This is a genomic window from Streptomyces sp. NPDC053755 (genome assembly GCF_040677675.1).
Taxonomy (GTDB): Bacteria; Actinomycetota; Actinomycetes; order Streptomycetales; family Streptomycetaceae; genus Streptomyces.
This window is the reverse complement of record NZ_JBFASK010000001.1, coordinates 435,720-454,119: the sequence shown is the minus strand read 5'-3', so window position 1 is coordinate 454,119 and position 18,400 is coordinate 435,720. Positions and strand designations below refer to the sequence as shown.

Below are 18,400 nucleotides of genomic sequence, written 5' to 3'. Positions count from 1 at the left end.
GGCGAGGGCCGCCGCACCGGACGCCGTACACGGGGTACGGAGCGGTGCGACGGCCCTCAGGACCGCTGCGACGGGAGATCAGCCGCCCAGCCAGCCGTTGGTCCCGCCGTTGGGCCTGCCGCCGCTGGTGCCGTCGCTGGTCGTCGGCGTGGGTGACGTGGGTGTCCCGCCGGTGTCCCCACCGCCCTCGGTGGTCCCTGCGTTCTCGTTGCCGTCGGTGCTCCCGCCGTCCTGGCCGCCGTTGGTGTTGCACGGCCAGTCCCACACGTTCTCGCAGCTCTTCTCCGGGTCCGGCGTCTTGCTCGGCGTGGAGGAGGGCGTGGTCGAGGGCGTGGGGGACGACTCGGTCGGCGTGGGCGTCGCCGACGGGGTCGGCGTCGGGCTGGTGAGACCGCCGCCGAAGACGGGCTCGGCGGACTCGAGGTCCTCCGGCTCCGGGAAGGACTCGGGCTTCGTGCCCTCGAGGGCGTCGGTCATGTAGTCGTGCCAGATCCGCGAGGGGAAGGACGAACCGTGGATCTTGGGCTGGGCACCCGTGCCGAACATCGACAGGAACTCACGCGAGGTGTTGGACTCGTCGTCGTCGAAGCGGTACATGTCGATCGCCGTCGACAGCTGCGGGGTGTACCCCACGAACCAGGCGGAGTTGTTGCCGTCGGTGGTACCGGTCTTGCCGGCCACGTCACGGCCCTCGATGGCGGCCTTGCGGCCGGTGCCCTTCGGGTTCTCGACGACGTCCCGCAGCACGTCGGTGACGTTGCTCGCGATGGCCGTGGAGAAGGCGCGCTCGGGCTTCTCCTTGTGCTTGTAGATGACCGCCCCCTTCTTCTTGACCTCGGAGACGGAGAAGACGTCGTTGCGCTCACCGTTGTTCGCGAAGGTCGCGTAGGCGCCGGCCATGCGGATCGCGCTCGGGTCGGAGATGCCGAGGGAGAAGGACGGAACGTCGGCCTTCACCAGCGAGCCCTCGCGCAGACCGGCCTTGACGGCCGTCTCGCGGACCTTGTCGATGCCGATGTCCATGCCGAGCTGGACGTAGGGCGAGTTGGCCGAGCGGATCATCGCCTCGCGCAGGCTCATCTCCGGGTAGCTCGCGTCGTCGTCATTGACCTGGAGCCACTCCTCGCCCTTCTCGTTGTGCCAGACCGTGCCGTCGTAGTTCTTGATCCGCAGCTTGTTCTTGCCGGAGTAGCGGCTCTTGTCGGGATCGACGATCGTACGGGTGGAGGCGTCCTGGACCTTGCCCTCGCGCGGGTCCCGTACGCCGTACTCCATCGCCGCGGCCAGCACGAACGGCTTGAAGGTCGATCCGACCTGGGCACCGGTCTGGTCGGCGTTGTTGGTGAAGTGCTTGGTGGCGTCGGTGCCGCCGTAGAGGGCCACGATCCTGCCCGTCTTCGGGTCCACCGAGGCACCGCCGAACTGGACGTGGGTGTCCGTCTTCGGCCGCTTCTTGGGGTCGATGTGCTCGGCGTAGACCTTCTTGATCGACGCTTCGAGCGCGTTGACCTTCTTCTTGTCGAAGGTCGTGTGGATCTCGTAACCGCCCTCGGCGAGCTTCTTCTCGTCGACGTCCGGGTAGCTGTTGATGAAGTTGGCCTTGGCCGTGCTGACCAGGTAGCCGATCTGGCCGGTGAGCGCCGCGTTCTTCTTCGGCGGCTGCACCTTCGGGAAGGTCGGGTACTTCGCGCGCTCGCCCGGGTCGAGGGTGCCGTCCTTGACCATCTCGTCGAGGATCCACCTCCACCGCTTCTCGGCACGGTCGAGGTTGGCGGCCGGCGTCGCGGCCGGGTCGATCTCCTGCGAGCCCGCCGGGTCGTAGTAGGTCGCGCCCTTGAGCAGCGAGGCCAGGAAGGCGGACTCGCTGACGTTGAGCTGCCGCGCGTCCTTGTTGAAGTAGGTACGGGCCGCCGCCTGGATGCCGTAGGCACCGCGCCCGTAGTACGCGGTGTTCAGGTAGCCCGCCATGATCTCGGGCTTCTCCATGTCGGTGCCGACCTTTATGGAGATGAAGAGCTCCTTCACCTTCCGGCTGAGGGTCTGCGACTGGTCGGCGAGCAGGTTGTTCTTCACGTACTGCTGGGTGATGGTCGAACCGCCCTGGGTCTCCCCGCCCTTGGCCATGTTCCACACCGCTCGCGCGATGCCCGTCGGGTCGACACCGGAGTCCTTGCGGAACGTCTTGTTCTCGGCGGAGATGACGGCTTCCTGCATGTGCAGGGGGATCTGGTCCAGGCCGATGATCTGGCGGTTGACCTCACCACCGGTGGCTGCCATCTGGGTGCCGTCGGCCCAGTAGTAGACGTTGTTCTGCGCCTTGGCGGCCAGGTCCTCGTTGGGTACGCCCACGACGGCGTAGCCGATCGCCGCCGCGCCCATCAGGCTGCCGAGGAACGTGAGGAAGAGCCCCGTGACGAGCTTCCACGAGGGCACCCAGCGGCGCCAGCCGTACTTGCCGTACCGGGGGTAGTCGATCGCCCGCTTCTTGCCGGGCGGGCGGCCGCCCGCACCGCCGCGGCCGGGGCCTCCGCCCTGCCCGCCGCCCCCGCCGCCACGCCGGCCACCGCCCGGACCGCCCGCGCCACCGCCGTCGGGGGCACGCCGACGGCCGCCTCCTCGCTGGGCGGCGCGACGGGCCTCGGCCCGTCCGCCGTAGGGTCGCTCCTCTTCGTATCCGTACGAAGGGGAACCCGTACTGACATCCCGCGCCTGGGCCGGCCTACGGCCCGTCGGCTGCTGGGCAGCTCGTCGGGCCGCCGCGCGACCGCCACTCGGCGGTTGCGACTGCGGCATCTTGCGACGGTGCTCGCTCATCGAACGACTACTCCTCGGGCAGGCGCGCACGCCTGGAAGCGGCAGTTGAGTTCCGGTCCCCCCGAAATACGTACGGACGAGCCCCATGGGAGGCACTTCCGCACCGCAGCCGGTCATCCCGAACACTGACGCCCCTCGGCATCGCTCGGTTCCCGGTGGTCTGCATGCCGCACAGACTACGCACGGCCAAAACCCACCTAGGGCCGAAGTTCACCCCAAATCAGGCAGATCGCTTGCTGTGAATTGATGATGTGACGCCGGTCACTGCCGTCCCCCTTGTCGCATCCGGACCACCGTTCTATCGTCGTGATGTATCGAGTCGATACATCAGTACGGCATAAAGTTCCGAGGGCGGAGGAGGCGACGGATGAGCAGGCGCTCAGGAATCCTTGAGTTCGCCGTTCTCGGCCTGCTGCGCGAAGCCCCCATGCACGGTTACGAGCTGCGAAAGCGGCTCAACACCTCGCTGGGGATCTTCCGCGCCTTCAGCTACGGAACCCTCTACCCCTGCCTCAAGACGCTGGTCGCAAACGGCTGGTTGATCGAGGAGCCGGGCAGCGCCCCCGAGGACGCTCTCGCCGCTTCACTCGCAGGGCGCCGCGCCAAGATCGTCTACCGGTTGACGGCGGAAGGGAAAGAGCACTTCGAAGAGCTCCTCTCCCACACCGGCCCGGACACCTGGGAGGACGAGCACTTCGCCGCCCGCTTCGCCTTCTTCGGGCAGACCGAGCGCGAGGTTCGGATGCGGGTACTGGAAGGCCGCCGCAGTCGGCTGGAGGAGCGCCTGGAGAAGATGCGCGCCTCTCTGGCCCGTACGCGCGAACGACTCGACGACTACACGCTTGAGCTGCAGCGCCACGGAATGGAGTCCGTGGAGCGCGAAGTGCGCTGGCTGAACGAGCTCATCGAGAGCGAGCGGGCGGGGCGGGATCAGCGATCCGGTCCCGACACCCCCGAGGGCGCCGCTCAGCAGGACAACGATTCTGGAGAAACGGGCGGCCTGCCCCGGCACGGGGGCAGTACCCGGCCGGATCCGTCCGACGACACCGCCAAGTGAATCCCCGCGCTGTGCGGGGATTCCACGATCACACAGGGAGCAACCGGAAATGGGTTCGGTTCGCGTAGCCATCGTCGGCGTGGGCAACTGCGCCGCCTCGCTGGTGCAGGGCGTCGAGTACTACAAGGACGCCGACCCGGCGGCCAAGGTGCCCGGCCTGATGCACGTCCAGTTCGGCGAGTACCACGTCGGTGACGTCGAGTTCGTCGCCGCGTTCGACGTCGACGCCAAGAAGGTCGGCCTCGACCTCTCCGACGCCATCGGCGCCAGCGAGAACAACACCATCAAGATCTGCGACGTCCCGAACAAGGGCGTCACGGTCCAGCGCGGCCACACCCTTGACGGTCTGGGCAAGTACTACCGGATGACGATCGAGGAGTCCGCCGAGGAGCCGGTCGACGTCGTCCAGATCCTCAAGGACAAGCAGGTCGACGTTCTCGTCTGCTACCTGCCCGTCGGTTCCGAGGACGCCGCGAAGTTCTACGCGCAGTGCGCCATCGACGCCAAGGTCGCCTTCGTCAACGCCCTCCCGGTCTTCATCGCCGGCACCAAGGAGTGGGCGGACAAGTTCACCGAGGCCGGCGTCCCGATCGTCGGTGACGACATCAAGTCGCAGGTCGGCGCGACCATCACCCACCGTGTGATGGCGAAGCTGTTCGAGGACCGTGGTGTCCGTCTTGAGCGCACGATGCAGCTCAACGTCGGCGGCAACATGGACTTCAAGAACATGCTGGAGCGCGACCGCCTGGAGTCCAAGAAGATCTCCAAGACCCAGGCCGTCACCTCGCAGATCCCGGACCGCGAGCTGGGCGAGAAGAACGTCCACATCGGCCCGTCGGACTACGTGGCCTGGCTGGACGACCGCAAGTGGGCGTACGTCCGCCTTGAGGGCCGCGCCTTCGGTGACGTCCCGCTGAACCTCGAGTACAAGCTCGAGGTGTGGGACTCCCCGAACTCGGCCGGTGTCATCATCGACGCCCTGCGCGCCGCGAAGATCGCCAAGGACCGCGGCATCGGTGGCCCGATCCTCTCCGCGTCCTCGTACTTCATGAAGTCCCCGCCGGTTCAGTACTTCGACGACGAGGCCTACGCCAACGTCGAGAAGTTCATCAAGGGCGAGGTCGAGCGCTAAGCAACGCCCCGCACGACGCGGAGGGTCCCCGGGCTGTGCCCGGGGACCCTCCGCGTATGTGAGTCTTGCTGCCATGCCCGTCGTACGTGATCTGCGCGTACTCCTGCGCCTGACGAACTTCCGCCGCCTGCTCGCCGTCCGCCTGCTCTCCCAATGCGCCGACGGCGTCTACCAGGTGGCCCTCGCCACGTACGTCGTGTTCTCCCCGGAGAAGCAGACCTCCCCCGCCGCCATCGCCTCGGCCATGGCGGTGCTCCTGCTCCCGTACTCGCTCATCGGCCCCTTCGCCGGGGTTCTCCTGGACCGGTGGCGGCGTCGCCAGGTCTTCCTCTACGGAAACCTGCTCCGGACCGCCCTCGCCTGTGGGACGGCGGCCCTCATGCTGGCCTCCGTTCCGGACTGGCTCTTCTATGCCTCGGCCCTCTCGGTGACCGCCGTCAACCGCTTCGTCCTGGCGGGGCTCTCCGCGTCACTGCCGCGGGTCGTCGACGCCGAGCGGCTGGTCGTGGCCAACTCCCTGTCTCCGACGGCCGGCACTCTGGCCGCGACCCTGGGCGGCGGGCTCGCGTTCGTGGTCCGGTTCGTCTCGGCCGATTCCGATGCCGCTGTGGTGGCGCTGGGCGCCGTCCTCTACCTCTGCGCCGCGCTGGCCTCCCTGCGCATGCCCCGCGACCTCCTCGGACCCGAGCCGGAGCTGGTACAGCCTCGGCTCGCCGCCGCCCTCGCGTCGACCGCCCACGGTCTGATGAGCGGGCTGCGGCACGTGGGCGAGCGGCGCGCAGCCGCCCACGCCCTGGCCGCCATGACCCTCGTCCGCTTCTGTTACGGCGCCCTGACCGTCGCCGTACTGATGCTGTGCCGGTACGCCTGGAGCTCCACCGAGTCGGAAGGACTCGCGCTGCTCGGGCTCGCTCTCGCTGTCTCCGGGGCAGGCTTCTTCGCCGCCGCGGTGATCTCTCCCTGGGTCGTCGGACGGTTCGGCCCCTTCGGCTGGATGACCGCCTGCGCGGGGGCGGCCACGTTCCTGACGCCGGCCCTGGGCTTGTCCTTCGAGCCGGCCCCGCTCCTGATCGCCGCCTTCGCTCTCGGACTCATCACCCAGGGCACCAAGATCGCGACGGACACGGTGGTCCAGACGTCGGTGGACGACGGCTACCGAGGGCGGGTCTTCTCGCTCTACGACGTGCTCTACAACGTCGCCTTCGTCGGCGCGGCCGGAGTCGCGGCGCTGATGCTGCCACCGGACGGCCGATCGGTGCCGCTCGTCCTCCTGGTCGCGGGCGTCTACGGAGCGACCACGCTCCTGCTTCTGGGACGGCGTCGGCAACAGAGCTGAGGGGTGATGTTTCACGTGAAACATCACCCCTCAGCCGCCGACGGTCGATGTTTCACGTGAAACATCGACCGTCGGACCGCGCCCCCATCCGACTCAGCCCTGAGCCGCCCACCATTCCTTGAGGGCGGCCACGGCCGCCTCGTGCTCCATGGGACCGTTCTCCAGCCGGAGCTCCAGCAGGAACTTGTAGGCCTGACCGACCGCCGGGCCCGGTCGGATGCCGAGCAGTTCCTGGATCTGGTTGCCGTCCAGATCGGGCCGGATGGCGTCCAGCTCCTCCTGGTCCTGAAGCTGCGCGATGCGCTCCTCCAGGCCGTCGTAGGCACGGGAGAGCGCGCTCGCCTTGCGCTTGTTCCGCGTGGTGCAGTCCGAGCGCGTCAGCTTGTGGAGCCGCGAGAGCAGGGGGCCCGCGTCACGTACATAGCGACGCACAGCCGAGTCGGTCCACTCTCCGGTCCCGTACCCGTGGAAGCGCAGGTGCAGCTCCACCAGCCGCGAGACGTCCTTGATCATGTCGTTGGAGTACTTGAGCGCGGTCATGCGCTTCTTGGTCATCTTCGCGCCGACGACCTCGTGGTGGTGGAACGAGACCCGACCGTCCTTCTCGAAGCGGCGGGTCCGCGGCTTGCCGATGTCGTGGAGCAGTGCGGCCAGACGCAGCACCAGGTCCGGCCCGTCCTCCTCCAGATCGATCGCCTGGTCGAGGACCGTCAGGGAGTGCTCATAGACGTCCTTGTGGCGGTGGTGCTCGTCACTCTCCAGCCGCAGGGCCGGCAGCTCGGGCAGCACGTGGTCGGCAAGTCCCGTGTCGACGAGCAGCCCCAGACCCTTGCGCGGGTGAGCCGAGACGAGCAGCTTGTTCAGCTCGTCACGCACCCTCTCGGCAGAGACGATCTCAAGGCGGCCGGCCATCTCGGTCATCGCCGTGACGACCTCCGGTGCCACCTCGAAGTCCAGCTGCGCGGCGAAGCGCGCCGCACGCATCATGCGCAGCGGATCGTCGGAGAAGGACTCCTCGGGCGTGCCCGGAGTGCGCAGCACCCGCTCGGAGAGATCTTCCAGCCCACCGTGCGGGTCGATGAACTCCTTCGCCGGGAGCGCCACGGCCATGGCGTTGACCGTGAAATCCCGCCGGACGAGATCCTGCTCGATGGAGTCGCCGTAGGAGACCTCGGGCTTGCGCGACGTGCGGTCGTACGCCTCGGAACGGTACGTCGTCACCTCGATCTGGTAGCCGCTCTTCTGGCAGCCCACCGTGCCGAAGGCGATGCCGACCTCCCAGACCGCGTCCGCCCAGGGCCGGACGATCTTCAGTACGTCCTCGGGGCGGGCGTCGGTCGTGAAGTCGAGGTCGTTGCCGAGCCGGCCGAGCAACGCGTCCCGTACCGAGCCGCCGACCAGCGCGAGGCTGAACCCGGCCTCCTGGAAACGGAGGGCGAGGTCGTCGGCGACAGGGGACACACGCAGCAGTTCACTGACCGCGCGGCGTTGCACCTGGCTCAGTGCAGTCGGGGTGTCTTCGTTGGCGTTCGGCACAACAGAAAAGGGTACGTGCCCCGGCTCCCCCTGGCGTCCCTGATTTCCCGGCGGCCCGCCCCTTCGCCGCGATCACCTGGAGCAGTCCCCGGCACTTGGCCACAGCGTGCCTCGTTACCATGCGTGGACACAGCAACCGGGAACCACCGACACCACTGATACGACGAGGACGGGCGAACGCGTGGCCGAGGCGGCAGACATCCAGGGGACCGGTCCCTCACCTGCCCGTCGCTGGCTGCGGCGAGCGGCCTCCCTGATCGCCGGAACGCCCCTGCTGGCCGGAGTGCTCCAGGGCCCTGTCGCGCCCTCCGCGACGGCGGCCGAGGAACCGAGCGGCTCCAAGACGGTCAGTGTGTCCCTTGACACGCTCACCCCCAGTGCGCCGCTGGAGAGCGACACCCTGACGGTCTCCGGCACGGTCACCAACCAGAGCCGGCAGGCCGTCACGGACGCCACGGTGGATCTCCGCGTGGGCCCCCGGATGACCAGCCGCAGCCAGATCGAGCAGGTCTCCGATCGCTCCGGCTTCCGGCCGGGCGACGACCCGGCACCCCTCGGCGGCACCTACGCCGTCAAGATCCCGAGGCTGGCGGCCGGACTCAGCCATGAGTTCACGCTCTCCGTGCCGGTCGACAAGCTCGGGCTCAAGGACGGGGGGGTCTACCAGCTGGGAGTGTCCCTCTCGGGCCGGACGCCGGCCCAGCCCGGCGGGCGGGTGCTCGGCATCGAGCGGACGTTCCTGCCCTATCAGCCCGAGGCCACGGAGAAGCGGACCCAGCTCACCTACCTCTGGCCTCTGATCTCCTCGGCCCGGGTGTCGGCGGAGACGGGTTCGGACGACCAGCAGACGCCGGTCTTCGAGAACGACGACCTGGCCGCCGAGCTGGCTCCCGGGGGACGCCTGGAGCAGATGGTCGCGCTGGGCAGGGACCTCCCGGTGACCTGGGTCATCGATCCGGACCTGCTCGCCACCGTCGACGCCATGACCGGCAGCTACCGCGTCAAGCGAGGCACGGACACGGTGCCCGGCACGAACCAGGCGGTCGCCGAGCGGTGGCTGGACTCCCTGGAGAAGGCGGTGGCCGACCGGAAGGTCGTCGCCCTGCCCTTCGCCGACCCTGACATCGCCTCGCTGGCCCATCGCGGCAAGGACGTACCCGGGTCACTCGGCCACCTCCGGCTGGCCACGGAGCTGGCGCGGACGACCGTGGAGACGACGCTCCACGTGACGCCTTCCACCGACTTCTCCTGGCCCGTCGACGGAGCCGTCGACCCGTCGATCATGGGTGTGGCGACCTCGGCCGGCGCACACAAGGTCATCGCCCGTAGCGACAGCTTCCGTGACGACCTCCCGTACACCCCCACGGCCGCACGCGCGGTCGGCGGCGGCACGACGGCCGTCGTCAGCGATGCCTCTCTGTCGACCGCCTTCGACGGCGACCTGCTCCGTACGGGGACGTCCACACGGGCCGTCCAGGAGTTCCTCGCCCAGTCGCTCGCCGTCACCCTGGAGCAACCCGACGAGCAGCGCAGCGTCGTGGTCGCCCCGCAGAGGGTGCCGACGGCGGCCCAGGCGCAGAGCATGGCGACCGCGCTCCGCGGACTGGCGGCCCAGCGCTGGACGCAGCCGTCCGACCTCATCGCGGCCGCCGCGGCGAAGCCCGACCCGGACGCCGAGACCAGGGTGCCCGGCGCCGCCCGCTATCCGCAGCGGCTCCGGGACCAGGAACTGCCGGTCTCCGCCTTCCGGGACATGAAGGAGACCCGCGACGAGCTCGACGACTTCAAGGTCATCCTGACCCAGGCGGACCGCGTCGTGACCCCCTTCGGCAACGCGATCAGCCGCGAGATGTCGACGTCCTGGCGGGGCCAGGCTCCGGCGGCCTCGCTGTACCGGATCGAGGTGCGGGACTACCTTCGGGACCTCACCGAAGAGGTCCAGCTGATCGACAAGTCGGACCTCATGCTCTCCGGGCGCAGCGCGACCATCCCCGTCACCGTGCAGAACAAGCTGCTACAGGGTGTGGACCACCTGGTGCTGCGGCTGACCTCAGGGAACAAGACCCGCTTGCAGGTGAACGGCGGCGGGGCCGTCGCCGAGCTTCCCGTCAAGATCAACGGCGGTCACAGCCAGTCGGTGAAGTTCACGGCCTCCGCCAACGCCAACGGTCCGGTCCCGATGACGGCCCAGCTCTTCACCGAGGACGGCACACCGTACGGGAAGCCGATGACCTTCACCGTGAAGGTCTCCGAGATCACCTCGACCGTGATGCTCGTCATCGCCGGAGGTGTGCTGCTGCTCGTCCTCGCCGGCGTGCGTATGTACACCCAGCGCAAGCGCGCGGCTGCCAGGAACGCCGAAGCGGAGGCCGCGGAGGACGGCGATCCCGAGCAGCCGAGTGACCCGACCCCTGACACCGGTCCCGAAAGCGGCGACCCGTCGGGCACGGGTGAGAAAGTGGACCGTTGAGCGATGTCGTGGCCGGTCGGCCGGGGACGATGAGGTGGGGTAACCATGAACGCGCCGTACGACGGTGACCGCGGCCAGGGCGCGGGCGGCACCGAGCCGTCCGGCGGGACGCCCGCGGCGCCCCCGGGCCCCGGCCAGGCGCCGGTTCCGCCTCCCCAGCAGCCAGCCCCCGACCCCTACGCCCAGGACCCTTACGTCCAGGACGCCTACACCCACGACCCCTACCGCGCACAGGACCTCTCCGCCCAGGACCCGGTGAACGAGGCGCTCTACGACCGCGCCGCGCACCCCCCGCCGCCGCCGGGCACCTACCCGGAGCCGCAGCCGCTCTACCAGCAGCCGGCCGCGCCCCCGTACGCCCCGGACCCGAGGGTCTGGGCGCAGACACCGGCGCCCGAGCCCGACGGACCCTCCCGCCATCTGCCCTACGGCGACGACGCCCGCACGGTCCAGTTCACCGGTGTGGACGACCTCGTCACGCGGGCCGGCGAGGACGCTCCCGAGCCGGACGCCTTCGCGCACCTCTACCGGGACCAGCAGGCCCCGGGGCAGGTGCCCCCGCCCGCTCCGGAGGCGAACCCCATGCCCGCCCCCGCCCCGAAGAAGTCCGGCCGCGCCTCGGGGCTGCTGAAGTCGAGCGCGGTGATGGCGGCCGGAACCCTGGTCTCCCGCCTCACCGGTTTCGTCCGCAGCCTCGTGATCACCGGCGCCCTGGGCGCCGCCCTGCTCGGTGACACCTTCACCATCGCGTACACCCTGCCGACGATGATCTACATCCTCACCGTCGGAGGCGGCCTCAACTCCGTCTTCGTGCCGCAGCTTGTCCGCTCGATGAAGAACGACGAGGACGGCGGCGAGGCGTACGCCAACCGCCTGCTGACCCTCGTGATGGTGGCCCTCGGCGCGATCGTGGCGATCGCCGTCTTCGCGGCCCCGCTGCTGATCCGGCTGATGTCCAACACGATCGCCGACGACGCCGCCGCCAACAGCGTCGCCGTGACCTTCGCCCGGTACTGCCTGCCCACCATCTTCTTCATGGGCGTGCATGTGGTGATGGGTCAGATCCTCAACGCCCGCGGCAAGTTCGGCGCGATGATGTGGACCCCGGTCCTCAACAACATCGTCATGATCGTCACCTTCGGCCTGTTCATCTGGGTCTACGGCACCTCGGCCGAGTCCCACATGGGTGTGCAGACCATCCCGGAGGACGGCATCCGCCTGCTCGGCATCGGCACTCTGCTCGGCCTCGCCGTCCAGGCGCTGGCGATGATCCCCTACCTCCGCGAGACGGGCTTCCGGTTCCGCCCGCGGTTCGACTGGAAGGGCCACGGCCTGGGCAAGACGGTCAAGCTCGCCAAGTGGACCGTGCTGTTCGTCCTGGCCAACCAGGCCGGTGTGCTGGTCGTCACCCAGCTCGCCACCGCGGCCGGCGAGGCGTCCGGCAAGAGCGGAGCGGGCTTCCTGGCGTACTCCAACGCCCAGCTGATCTGGGGCATGCCGCAGGCCATCATCACCGTCTCGGTCATGGCCGCGCTGCTGCCCCGCATCTCCCGCGCGGCACACGACGACGACCCCGGCGCCGTCCGGGACGACATCTCGCAGGGCCTGCGGAACTCCGCCGTCGCGATCGTCCCGGTCTCCTTCGCCTTCCTGGCCCTCGGCGTCCCGATGTGCACCCTGCTGTACGCCTCCAGCGGCATCCAGGCAGCCCAGGGCATGGGCTTCATCCTCATGGCGTTCGGCCTGGGCCTGATCCCGTACTCGGTCCAGTACGTCGTGCTGCGCGGCTTCTACGCCTACGAGGACACGCGGACGCCCTTCTACAACACGGTCATCGTCGCCGCCGTCAACGCGGCCGCGTCGGCAGCCTGTTACTTCGTGCTGCCGGCCCAGTGGGCGGTCGTCGGCATGGCCGCCTCGTACGGCCTCGCCTACGCCGTCGGTGTCGGCGTCGCCTGGCGTCGGCTGCGCAACCGTCTGGGCGGCGATCTGGACGGCGCCCACGTCATGCGAACCTACGCACGGCTCTGTCTGGCTTCGCTGCCCGCCGCGGTCGTGGCGGGAGCGGTCGGCTTCGGGCTTCTGAAGTTCCTGGGCGAGGATGCTCTGGGCTCGCTCGTGGCACTGGTCGTCGGCGGCGCGGTCCTGCTCGGTGTGTTCTTCGTGGCGGCCAAGCGCATGCGGATCGCGGAGCTGAACTCCATGGTCGGTATGGTCCGTGGACGCCTCGGACGCTAGGAGAGGCGTCCCGCACAACCATCGTCGGCCGCCGTGTGTCGTGCATAGCGGCCGACTGTGGGCACAATTGGCTTGGCTGTTGGATGTGGCGCAACGGATGGGGAGGCAGGAACGACGGTGGCGGAACGTAGCACGGCTGCCGTCGACGTGGCCGACAACAGCGGTGACGATCCGCTGACCGCCAAGGCGGGCAAGGCCGCGACCGACGGGGTGGCGAAAGCGCAGGCGCAGGCGGAGAAGTCCGCCGAAGACGCGGAGAACAAGGCCGACGATCGGCAGAACGGCGAACAGCCCTCCATCGAGACACCCGAGCTGCACAGCGGCCACAAACTGGCCAGGCGCTACCGCCTGGAAGAGTGCGTCACCCGTCTGGACGGTTTCAGCAGTTGGCGTGCCGTCGACGAGAAACTGCGTCGTGCGGTGGGCGTCCATCTCCTGCCCGCGGACCACCCTCGAGCCCGTTCGGTCCTGGCCGCGGCCCGCTCCGCGGCGCTCCTCGGCGACCCGCGTTTCGTCCAGGTCCTCGACGCCGTCGAGGAGAACGACCTCGTGTACGTGGTGCACGAGTGGCTGCCCGACTCCACGGAACTGACCGCGCTGCTCGCGGTGGGCCCGCTGGAACCGCACGACGCCTATCAGCTCGTCAGCCAGGTCTCCCAGGCGATGGCCGCCGCCCACCGCGAAGGACTCGCCCACCTCCGCCTCACCCCGAGCGCCGTACTGCGCAGCTCCACCGGCCAGTACCGCATCCGCGGCCTCGCCGTGAACGCCGCACTGCGGGGCATCAGCGCCGAACGGCCCCAGCGGACCGACACCGAGGCGATCGGCGCCCTCCTGTACGCGGCGCTGACCCAGCGCTGGCCCTACGACAGCGATGCCCACGGGCTCTCCGGTCTCCCCAAGGGCGTGGGCCTGCTCGCGCCCGACCAGGTGCGTGCCGGCGTCCACCGTGGTCTGTCCGAGATCGCGATGCGCGCCCTCGCCAACGACGGCGCCACAGCCTCGCGCCAGGAGCCGCCCTGCACCACGCCGGACGAACTCGCCAAGGCCGTGGCGGCGATGCCCCGCATCCGTCCGCCGGAGCCCGAGTTCGCCACCCCTCCGGAGTACCAGCGCACCACCTACCAGCAGGGCACGTACGGGCGTCCTCCGCAGCGGCCGGGCATCACGGTCGCCCAGCCGGTGGCCGCCCCTCCCGCCCCTCTGGAGAGCCGCACCGGCCGGGCTCTGAAGTGGGCCGTCTCCGCGCTGCTCATCGCCGCCCTCGGACTGGGCAGCTGGCAGATCGCGGATCGGCTGCTCGACCAGACCAAGGGCACCGAGACGCCCAAGGACCTGCCGTCGCAGGACATCCAGGACGAGAAGGCACCCGCGACGGGCAAGCCCGTCCGGATCGTCGGAGCGCACGACTTCGACCCGCTCGGCAGCGGCTCGGAGAAGCCGGAGGGCATAAAGAACGCCTACGACGGCGACCTCAGCAGCTTCTGGAACACCGACGGTTACTACAGCGCCGACTTCGGCGGGCTCAAAGAGGGCGTGGGCATGGTGCTCGACCTGGGCGCGCCGCAGCAGGTCGGCTCGGTCGACGTCTCCTTCGTGGGGCACACCTCCGTGGAGCTGCGGACCGCCCCGGCCGGAGACACGACCGCGCCGACCAGTCCGGGCGCTTTCGCCACCCAGACGTCCGGCTCTGGCACCAAGGTGACGCTGAAGGCACCGAAGCCGGTGACGACGCGCTACGTTCTGATCTGGTTGACGGAGCTGCCCGCCAGCAGCGAGGGCAACTTCCGCGGCAAGATCTCGGACATCAAGATCACCAGCTGACGGCCGAAGGGGAGGGGGCTCACCGTTGGACGACGCGATAGACGGCGACATCAGCGACCAGGAACTTCTGGCGCGGCATGTGGCCGGGGAACCGGACGCCTTCGGTGAGCTCGTACGGCGCCACCGCGATCGGCTGTGGGCCGTCGCGCTGCGGACGCTGGGGGACCGCGAGGAAGCCGCTGACGCCGTCCAGGACGCCCTCGTCTCCGCCTTCCGGGCCGCCCACACCTTCCGCGGCCAGTCGGCCGTCACGACCTGGCTTCACCGCATCACGGTGAACGCCTGCCTCGACCGCGCCCGCAAAACCGCCTCCCGCAAGACCTCCCCCATGGACGACACCGCGCGCTTCGAGCAGCTCCTCGAACCCGCCGAGTCGGCCGAGGCACCTGCCGAGCGGCAGGACCTGCACCGGGAACTGCTGGCAGCGCTCGCCAAGCTCCCGCAGGACCAGCGAGCGGCTCTCGTCCTGGTCGACATGCAGGGATACCCGGTGGCCGAGGCCGCCCGCATCCTCGACGTGCCCGCCGGAACAGTGAAAAGCCGGTGTGCGCGGGGCCGGGCGAAGCTGCTGCCCATGCTCACCCATCTGCGAGCCGGGACGGTGGGTAACGAGGGTCCCGACCGGGGAAGGAACCGGACGCCGGGGACATCCGTCCCACCGGTGGCGGGGCCAAGGGATACGGGACCGAACGGTCCGGCAGCTGTGAAGGGCGGAGGTGGGCGCGCGTGACTTCCTCGACCGACACGACCCAGCACCCGGACGTCTCAGAGATCTCCGACCTCACCGAAGGGCTGCTCTCCCCCTCCCGCACCTCGGCCGTACGCCGCCATATCGACGGCTGCCCCCTCTGTGCGGACGTACGCACCTCCCTGGAAGAGATCCGCGGGCTGCTGGGCACTCTCCCCGGCCCTCCGCGCATGCCTGCCGACATCGCCGGCCGCATCGACGCCGCTCTGGCGGCGGAGGCCCTCCTGGACGCGACGGCGCCCGACCGCGACGGTCATGTTTCACGTGAAACAGAGAGTGTGCAGCGAGAAGCACCTCCCTCCGCCCCGCGTGCGGACCGGCCGGTCGGCCGCCCTCGCGGTGCCACCGGCCCCGGCCGCCCTGGCAAAGCGGGCCGGCGCCGGGTCGCGGCGCTCGGGGCGGCCTTCGGAGCCGCCGCCTTGGGTCTGAGCCTGTTCTTCGCTCAGGGGGGCGTCCAGACCCTCAGTGGCGAGTCCGGTGACAAGAAGAGCGACGCGGCGGTCAGCGATACGGCCGGGGCACGCTTCGCCGGCGAGCCGGTGGAAGCCCGGGTCCAAGCACTCCTTCAGCCGGACACCCCCCTCAGGGCGCCCAGGGACGGCAGCCCCGAGTCGATGTCCGCCCAGGGCGGCAACACGCCCAAACGAGGCATCACCGAAGCGGTCCCCGCCTGCGTCAAGGCCGGCACTGATCGGCCCGACACGCCCCTCGCCTTTCAGAAGGGCGAATACGAGGGAACGTCGGCCTATCTCCTCGTCCTGCCTGACCGAACCGACGCCACTCAGGTGGAGGCCTTCGTTCTGGACGCCTCCTGCGCGGAAGGCTCAGGAGAGGGCAAAGCCAAGCTCTTGTTGACGGAGTCCTACCCTCGCTCCTGACTACCGCCGCGCCGGGGGGCAAACTCGGGAATGCTCGCCCCGTAGGATCCGTTGGGTGGGGTGAGAGTCACCGACCCGATCGCCCCGTAGGCAGTAGGCAGTCTTCAGAGACGAGGAAGAAATCCGTGAGCGACGTCCGTAATGTGATCATCATCGGCTCCGGTCCCGCGGGTTACACCGCAGCGCTCTACACGGCGCGTGCGTCGCTGCAGCCGCTCGTCTTCGAAGGTGCTGTCACCGCTGGTGGCGCCCTGATGAACACGACCGACGTGGAGAACTTCCCCGGCTTCCGTGACGGCATCATGGGCCCGGACCTGATGGACAACATGCGCGCGCAGGCCGAGCGCTTCGGCGCCGAGCTGATCCCGGACGATGTCGTCGCCGTGGACCTGACCGGCGACATCAAGACCGTCACGGACACCGCCGGCACCGTGCACCGCGCCAAGGCTGTCATCGTCACGACCGGCTCCCAGCACCGCAAGCTCGGCCTCCCCAACGAGGACACGCTCTCCGGGCGCGGAGTCTCCTGGTGCGCCACCTGCGACGGGTTCTTCTTCAAGGACCAGGACATCGCCGTCGTCGGCGGCGGCGACACCGCCATGGAGGAAGCGACGTTCCTCTCCCGCTTCGCCAAGTCCGTCACCATCGTCCACCGTCGTGACACCCTGCGTGCGTCCAAGGCGATGCAGGAGCGTGCCTTCGCCGACCCGAAGATCAAGTTCGCCTGGGACAGCGAGGTAGCCGAGATCCACGGTGATCAGAAGCTCTCCGGCCTGACCCTGCGGAACACCAAGACGGGCGAGACCAGCGAGCTCCCGGTCACCGGGCTCTTCATCGCCGTCGGCCACGACCCGCGTACCGAGCTGTTCAAGGGGCAGCTGGAGCTGGACGAGGAGGGTTACCTCAAGGTCGAGGCTCCCTCGACGCGGACGAACCTGCCTGGTGTCTTCGGTGCCGGTGACGTCGTCGACCACACCTACCGTCAGGCGATCACCGCTGCCGGTACGGGCTGCTCCTCCGCGCTCGACGCCGAGCGCTTCCTGGCCGCCCTCGCCGACACCGAGAAGCTCGCCGAGCCGGAGAAGACCCCGGCGGTCTGATCTCGCCCGGCATTCCCCACCCCACACCCCGCGAAGTTAAGGAGGTCGCCGTGGCCGGCGCCCTGAAGAACGTGACCGACGCTTCCTTCGAGGACGACGTCCTCAAGAGCGACAAGCCCGTCCTGGTGGACTTCTGGGCCGCCTGGTGCGGACCCTGCCGCCAGATCGCCCCGTCGCTGGAGGCCATCGCCGCCGAGCACGGTGAGATCGAGATCGTGAAGCTGAACATCGACGAGAACCCGGCCACGGCTGCCAAGTACGGCGTCATGTCGATTCCGACACTGAACGTGTACAAAGGCGGCGAGGTCGTGAAGACCATCGTCGGCGCCAAGCCGAAGGCCGCGATCCTCCGCGACCTGGAGGAGTTCGTCTCCGACGAGGCCACCAAGGCCTGAGGCTTCTCGTTTCACGTGAAACACGAACGGCCCGCCCCCACGAGGGGGCGGGCCGTCTTCGTCACCGAGCGCCGCTTCGGAAGAGGAATGTAGAGGCAGCCGCTAGAGGGGACGCAGCGCCGGCTCCTTCTGTACTGCGCCGAGGAGCCGGTCCAGTGCCATCTCGACGTCCTCCTTCCAGGAGAGCGTCGTCCTCAGTTCCAGCCGCAGCCGCGGATGGGCGGGATGCGGCCGTACGGTCTTGAATCCCACCGCGAGAAGATGATCCGCCGGCAGGACACAGGCCGGCTCCTTCCACCGAGCGTCGCCGAACGCCTCGATCGCCTTGAAGCCGCGCCGCAGCAGGTCCTTCGCGACGGTCTGCACCATCGTCCGCCCCAGCCCCTGCCCTTGGTAGCCCGGCGTGATCCAGGCCGTCATCAGCTGCACCGAGTCCGCCGAGACCGGGCTCGTGGGGAACGCCATGGAGCGCGGCACATAGGCGGGAGGCGCGTACAGGACGAAGCCGACGGGCACATCGTCGACGTAGACGACCCGGCCACAGGATCCCCACTCCAGGAGAACGGACGAGATCCAGGCTTCCTTCTCCAGCTCCGGTCTGCCCGACTTCACGGCGGCCTCGCCACTCACGGGGTCGAGCTCCCAGAAGACACAGGAGCGACACCGCTGGGGGAGGTCCGGAAGGTTGTCCAGCGTGAGCGGTACGAGCCGACGCCCCACGGCGATTCCTCGCTTCCCTCGGCCAACGCAGACGGATATGCCCCTCTCAGAATCGTATCGATGGGGCGATCAGGGCGATACCGTCCGCAGGCAAAGGGCGGGCCGTGTTCCGGTCTGCACCGGAACACGGCCCGCCCTGGGGACAAGCAGAA

The 18,400-nt window shown here is 69.2% G+C and carries 13 protein-coding genes; 10 read left to right on the top strand and 3 right to left on the bottom strand.

Annotation, left to right across the window (positions count from 1 at the left end):
* Positions 1 to 78: 78 nt before the first annotated feature.
* A complete protein-coding gene (locus tag AB0K65_RS02005; protein ID WP_365713308.1) occupies positions 79 to 2,814 on the bottom strand; it encodes a transglycosylase domain-containing protein in 2,736 nt (911 codons plus the stop codon).
* Positions 2,815 to 3,181: 367 nt separating this feature from the next.
* Between AB0K65_RS02005 and AB0K65_RS02000 the strand changes: the two genes are divergently transcribed.
* From AB0K65_RS02000 to AB0K65_RS01990, 3 genes are all read left to right on the top strand, one after another.
* The gene (locus AB0K65_RS02000) at positions 3,182 to 3,871 is read left to right on the top strand and encodes a helix-turn-helix transcriptional regulator (protein ID WP_365713306.1); all 690 of its coding nucleotides are present in this window, start codon (positions 3,182 to 3,184) and stop codon (positions 3,869 to 3,871) included.
* Between the two features lie 49 nt (positions 3,872 to 3,920).
* A complete protein-coding gene (locus AB0K65_RS01995; protein WP_365713304.1) occupies positions 3,921 to 5,003 on the top strand; it encodes an inositol-3-phosphate synthase in 1,083 nt (360 codons plus the stop codon).
* A gap of 73 nt (positions 5,004 to 5,076) precedes the next feature.
* Entirely contained in the window at positions 5,077 to 6,339 is a 1,263-nt protein-coding gene (locus AB0K65_RS01990) for an MFS transporter (RefSeq protein ID WP_365713302.1), read from the top strand.
* Between the two features lie 93 nt (positions 6,340 to 6,432).
* Here AB0K65_RS01990 and AB0K65_RS01985 read toward each other — a convergent pair whose 3' ends face one another.
* A complete protein-coding gene (locus AB0K65_RS01985; protein WP_365713300.1) occupies positions 6,433 to 7,875 on the bottom strand; it encodes a CCA tRNA nucleotidyltransferase in 1,443 nt (480 codons plus the stop codon).
* A gap of 181 nt (positions 7,876 to 8,056) precedes the next feature.
* Here AB0K65_RS01985 and AB0K65_RS01980 point away from each other — a divergent pair, with 181 nt between their 5' ends.
* The 7 genes from AB0K65_RS01980 (at position 8,057) to trxA (ending at position 17,528) form a co-directional block, all read left to right on the top strand.
* Complete coding sequence (locus AB0K65_RS01980; protein WP_365713298.1) at positions 8,057 to 10,345, top strand: DUF6049 family protein; 2,289 nt, start codon at positions 8,057 to 8,059, stop codon at positions 10,343 to 10,345.
* Positions 10,346 to 10,390: 45 nt separating this feature from the next.
* On the top strand, positions 10,391 to 12,583 hold the full coding sequence (gene murJ, locus AB0K65_RS01975) for a murein biosynthesis integral membrane protein MurJ (protein ID WP_365713296.1): 2,193 nt from the start codon (positions 10,391 to 10,393) through the stop codon (positions 12,581 to 12,583).
* A 117-nt stretch (positions 12,584 to 12,700) separates the two neighbouring features.
* Entirely contained in the window at positions 12,701 to 14,407 is a 1,707-nt protein-coding gene (locus AB0K65_RS01970; protein ID WP_365713294.1) for a protein kinase family protein, read from the top strand.
* 25 nt (positions 14,408 to 14,432) lie between these two features.
* Positions 14,433 to 15,137 carry an RNA polymerase sigma factor SigM gene (gene sigM / locus AB0K65_RS01965; protein ID WP_365713292.1) on the top strand — a complete coding sequence of 235 codons (705 nt, stop codon included), beginning with the start codon at positions 14,433 to 14,435 and terminating at the stop codon, positions 15,135 to 15,137.
* Between the two features lie 188 nt (positions 15,138 to 15,325).
* Positions 15,326 to 16,033: a hypothetical protein gene (locus AB0K65_RS01960; protein WP_365713290.1), complete on the top strand. Its 708-nt coding sequence runs from the start codon at positions 15,326 to 15,328 to the stop codon at positions 16,031 to 16,033.
* A 125-nt stretch (positions 16,034 to 16,158) separates the two neighbouring features.
* A complete protein-coding gene (gene trxB / locus AB0K65_RS01955) occupies positions 16,159 to 17,133 on the top strand; it encodes a thioredoxin-disulfide reductase (RefSeq protein WP_365713288.1) in 975 nt (324 codons plus the stop codon).
* A gap of 50 nt (positions 17,134 to 17,183) precedes the next feature.
* A complete protein-coding gene (gene trxA / locus AB0K65_RS01950; RefSeq protein WP_365713286.1) occupies positions 17,184 to 17,528 on the top strand; it encodes a thioredoxin in 345 nt (114 codons plus the stop codon).
* Positions 17,529 to 17,630: 102 nt separating this feature from the next.
* On the opposite strand, the gene AB0K65_RS01945 is transcribed toward trxA, so the two are convergent.
* Positions 17,631 to 18,248: a GNAT family N-acetyltransferase gene (locus tag AB0K65_RS01945; RefSeq protein WP_365713284.1), complete on the bottom strand. Its 618-nt coding sequence runs from the start codon at positions 18,246 to 18,248 to the stop codon at positions 17,631 to 17,633.
* Positions 18,249 to 18,400 lie beyond the last annotated feature (152 nt).

What these genes read in the sequence shown, in the direction of transcription:
- AB0K65_RS02005 (WP_365713308.1), bottom strand. Translation starts at nt 2,814, where the DNA reads ATGAGCGAGCACCGTCGCAAGATGCCGCAGTCGCAACCGCCGAGTGGC.
- AB0K65_RS02000 (WP_365713306.1), top strand. Translation starts at nt 3,182, where the DNA reads ATGAGCAGGCGCTCAGGAATCCTTGAGTTCGCCGTTCTCGGCCTGCTG.
- AB0K65_RS01995 (WP_365713304.1), top strand. Translation starts at nt 3,921, where the DNA reads ATGGGTTCGGTTCGCGTAGCCATCGTCGGCGTGGGCAACTGCGCCGCC.
- AB0K65_RS01990 (WP_365713302.1), top strand. Translation starts at nt 5,077, where the DNA reads ATGCCCGTCGTACGTGATCTGCGCGTACTCCTGCGCCTGACGAACTTC.
- murJ (WP_365713296.1), top strand. Translation starts at nt 10,391, where the DNA reads ATGAACGCGCCGTACGACGGTGACCGCGGCCAGGGCGCGGGCGGCACC.
- AB0K65_RS01960 (WP_365713290.1), top strand. Translation starts at nt 15,326, where the DNA reads ATGCCTGCCGACATCGCCGGCCGCATCGACGCCGCTCTGGCGGCGGAG.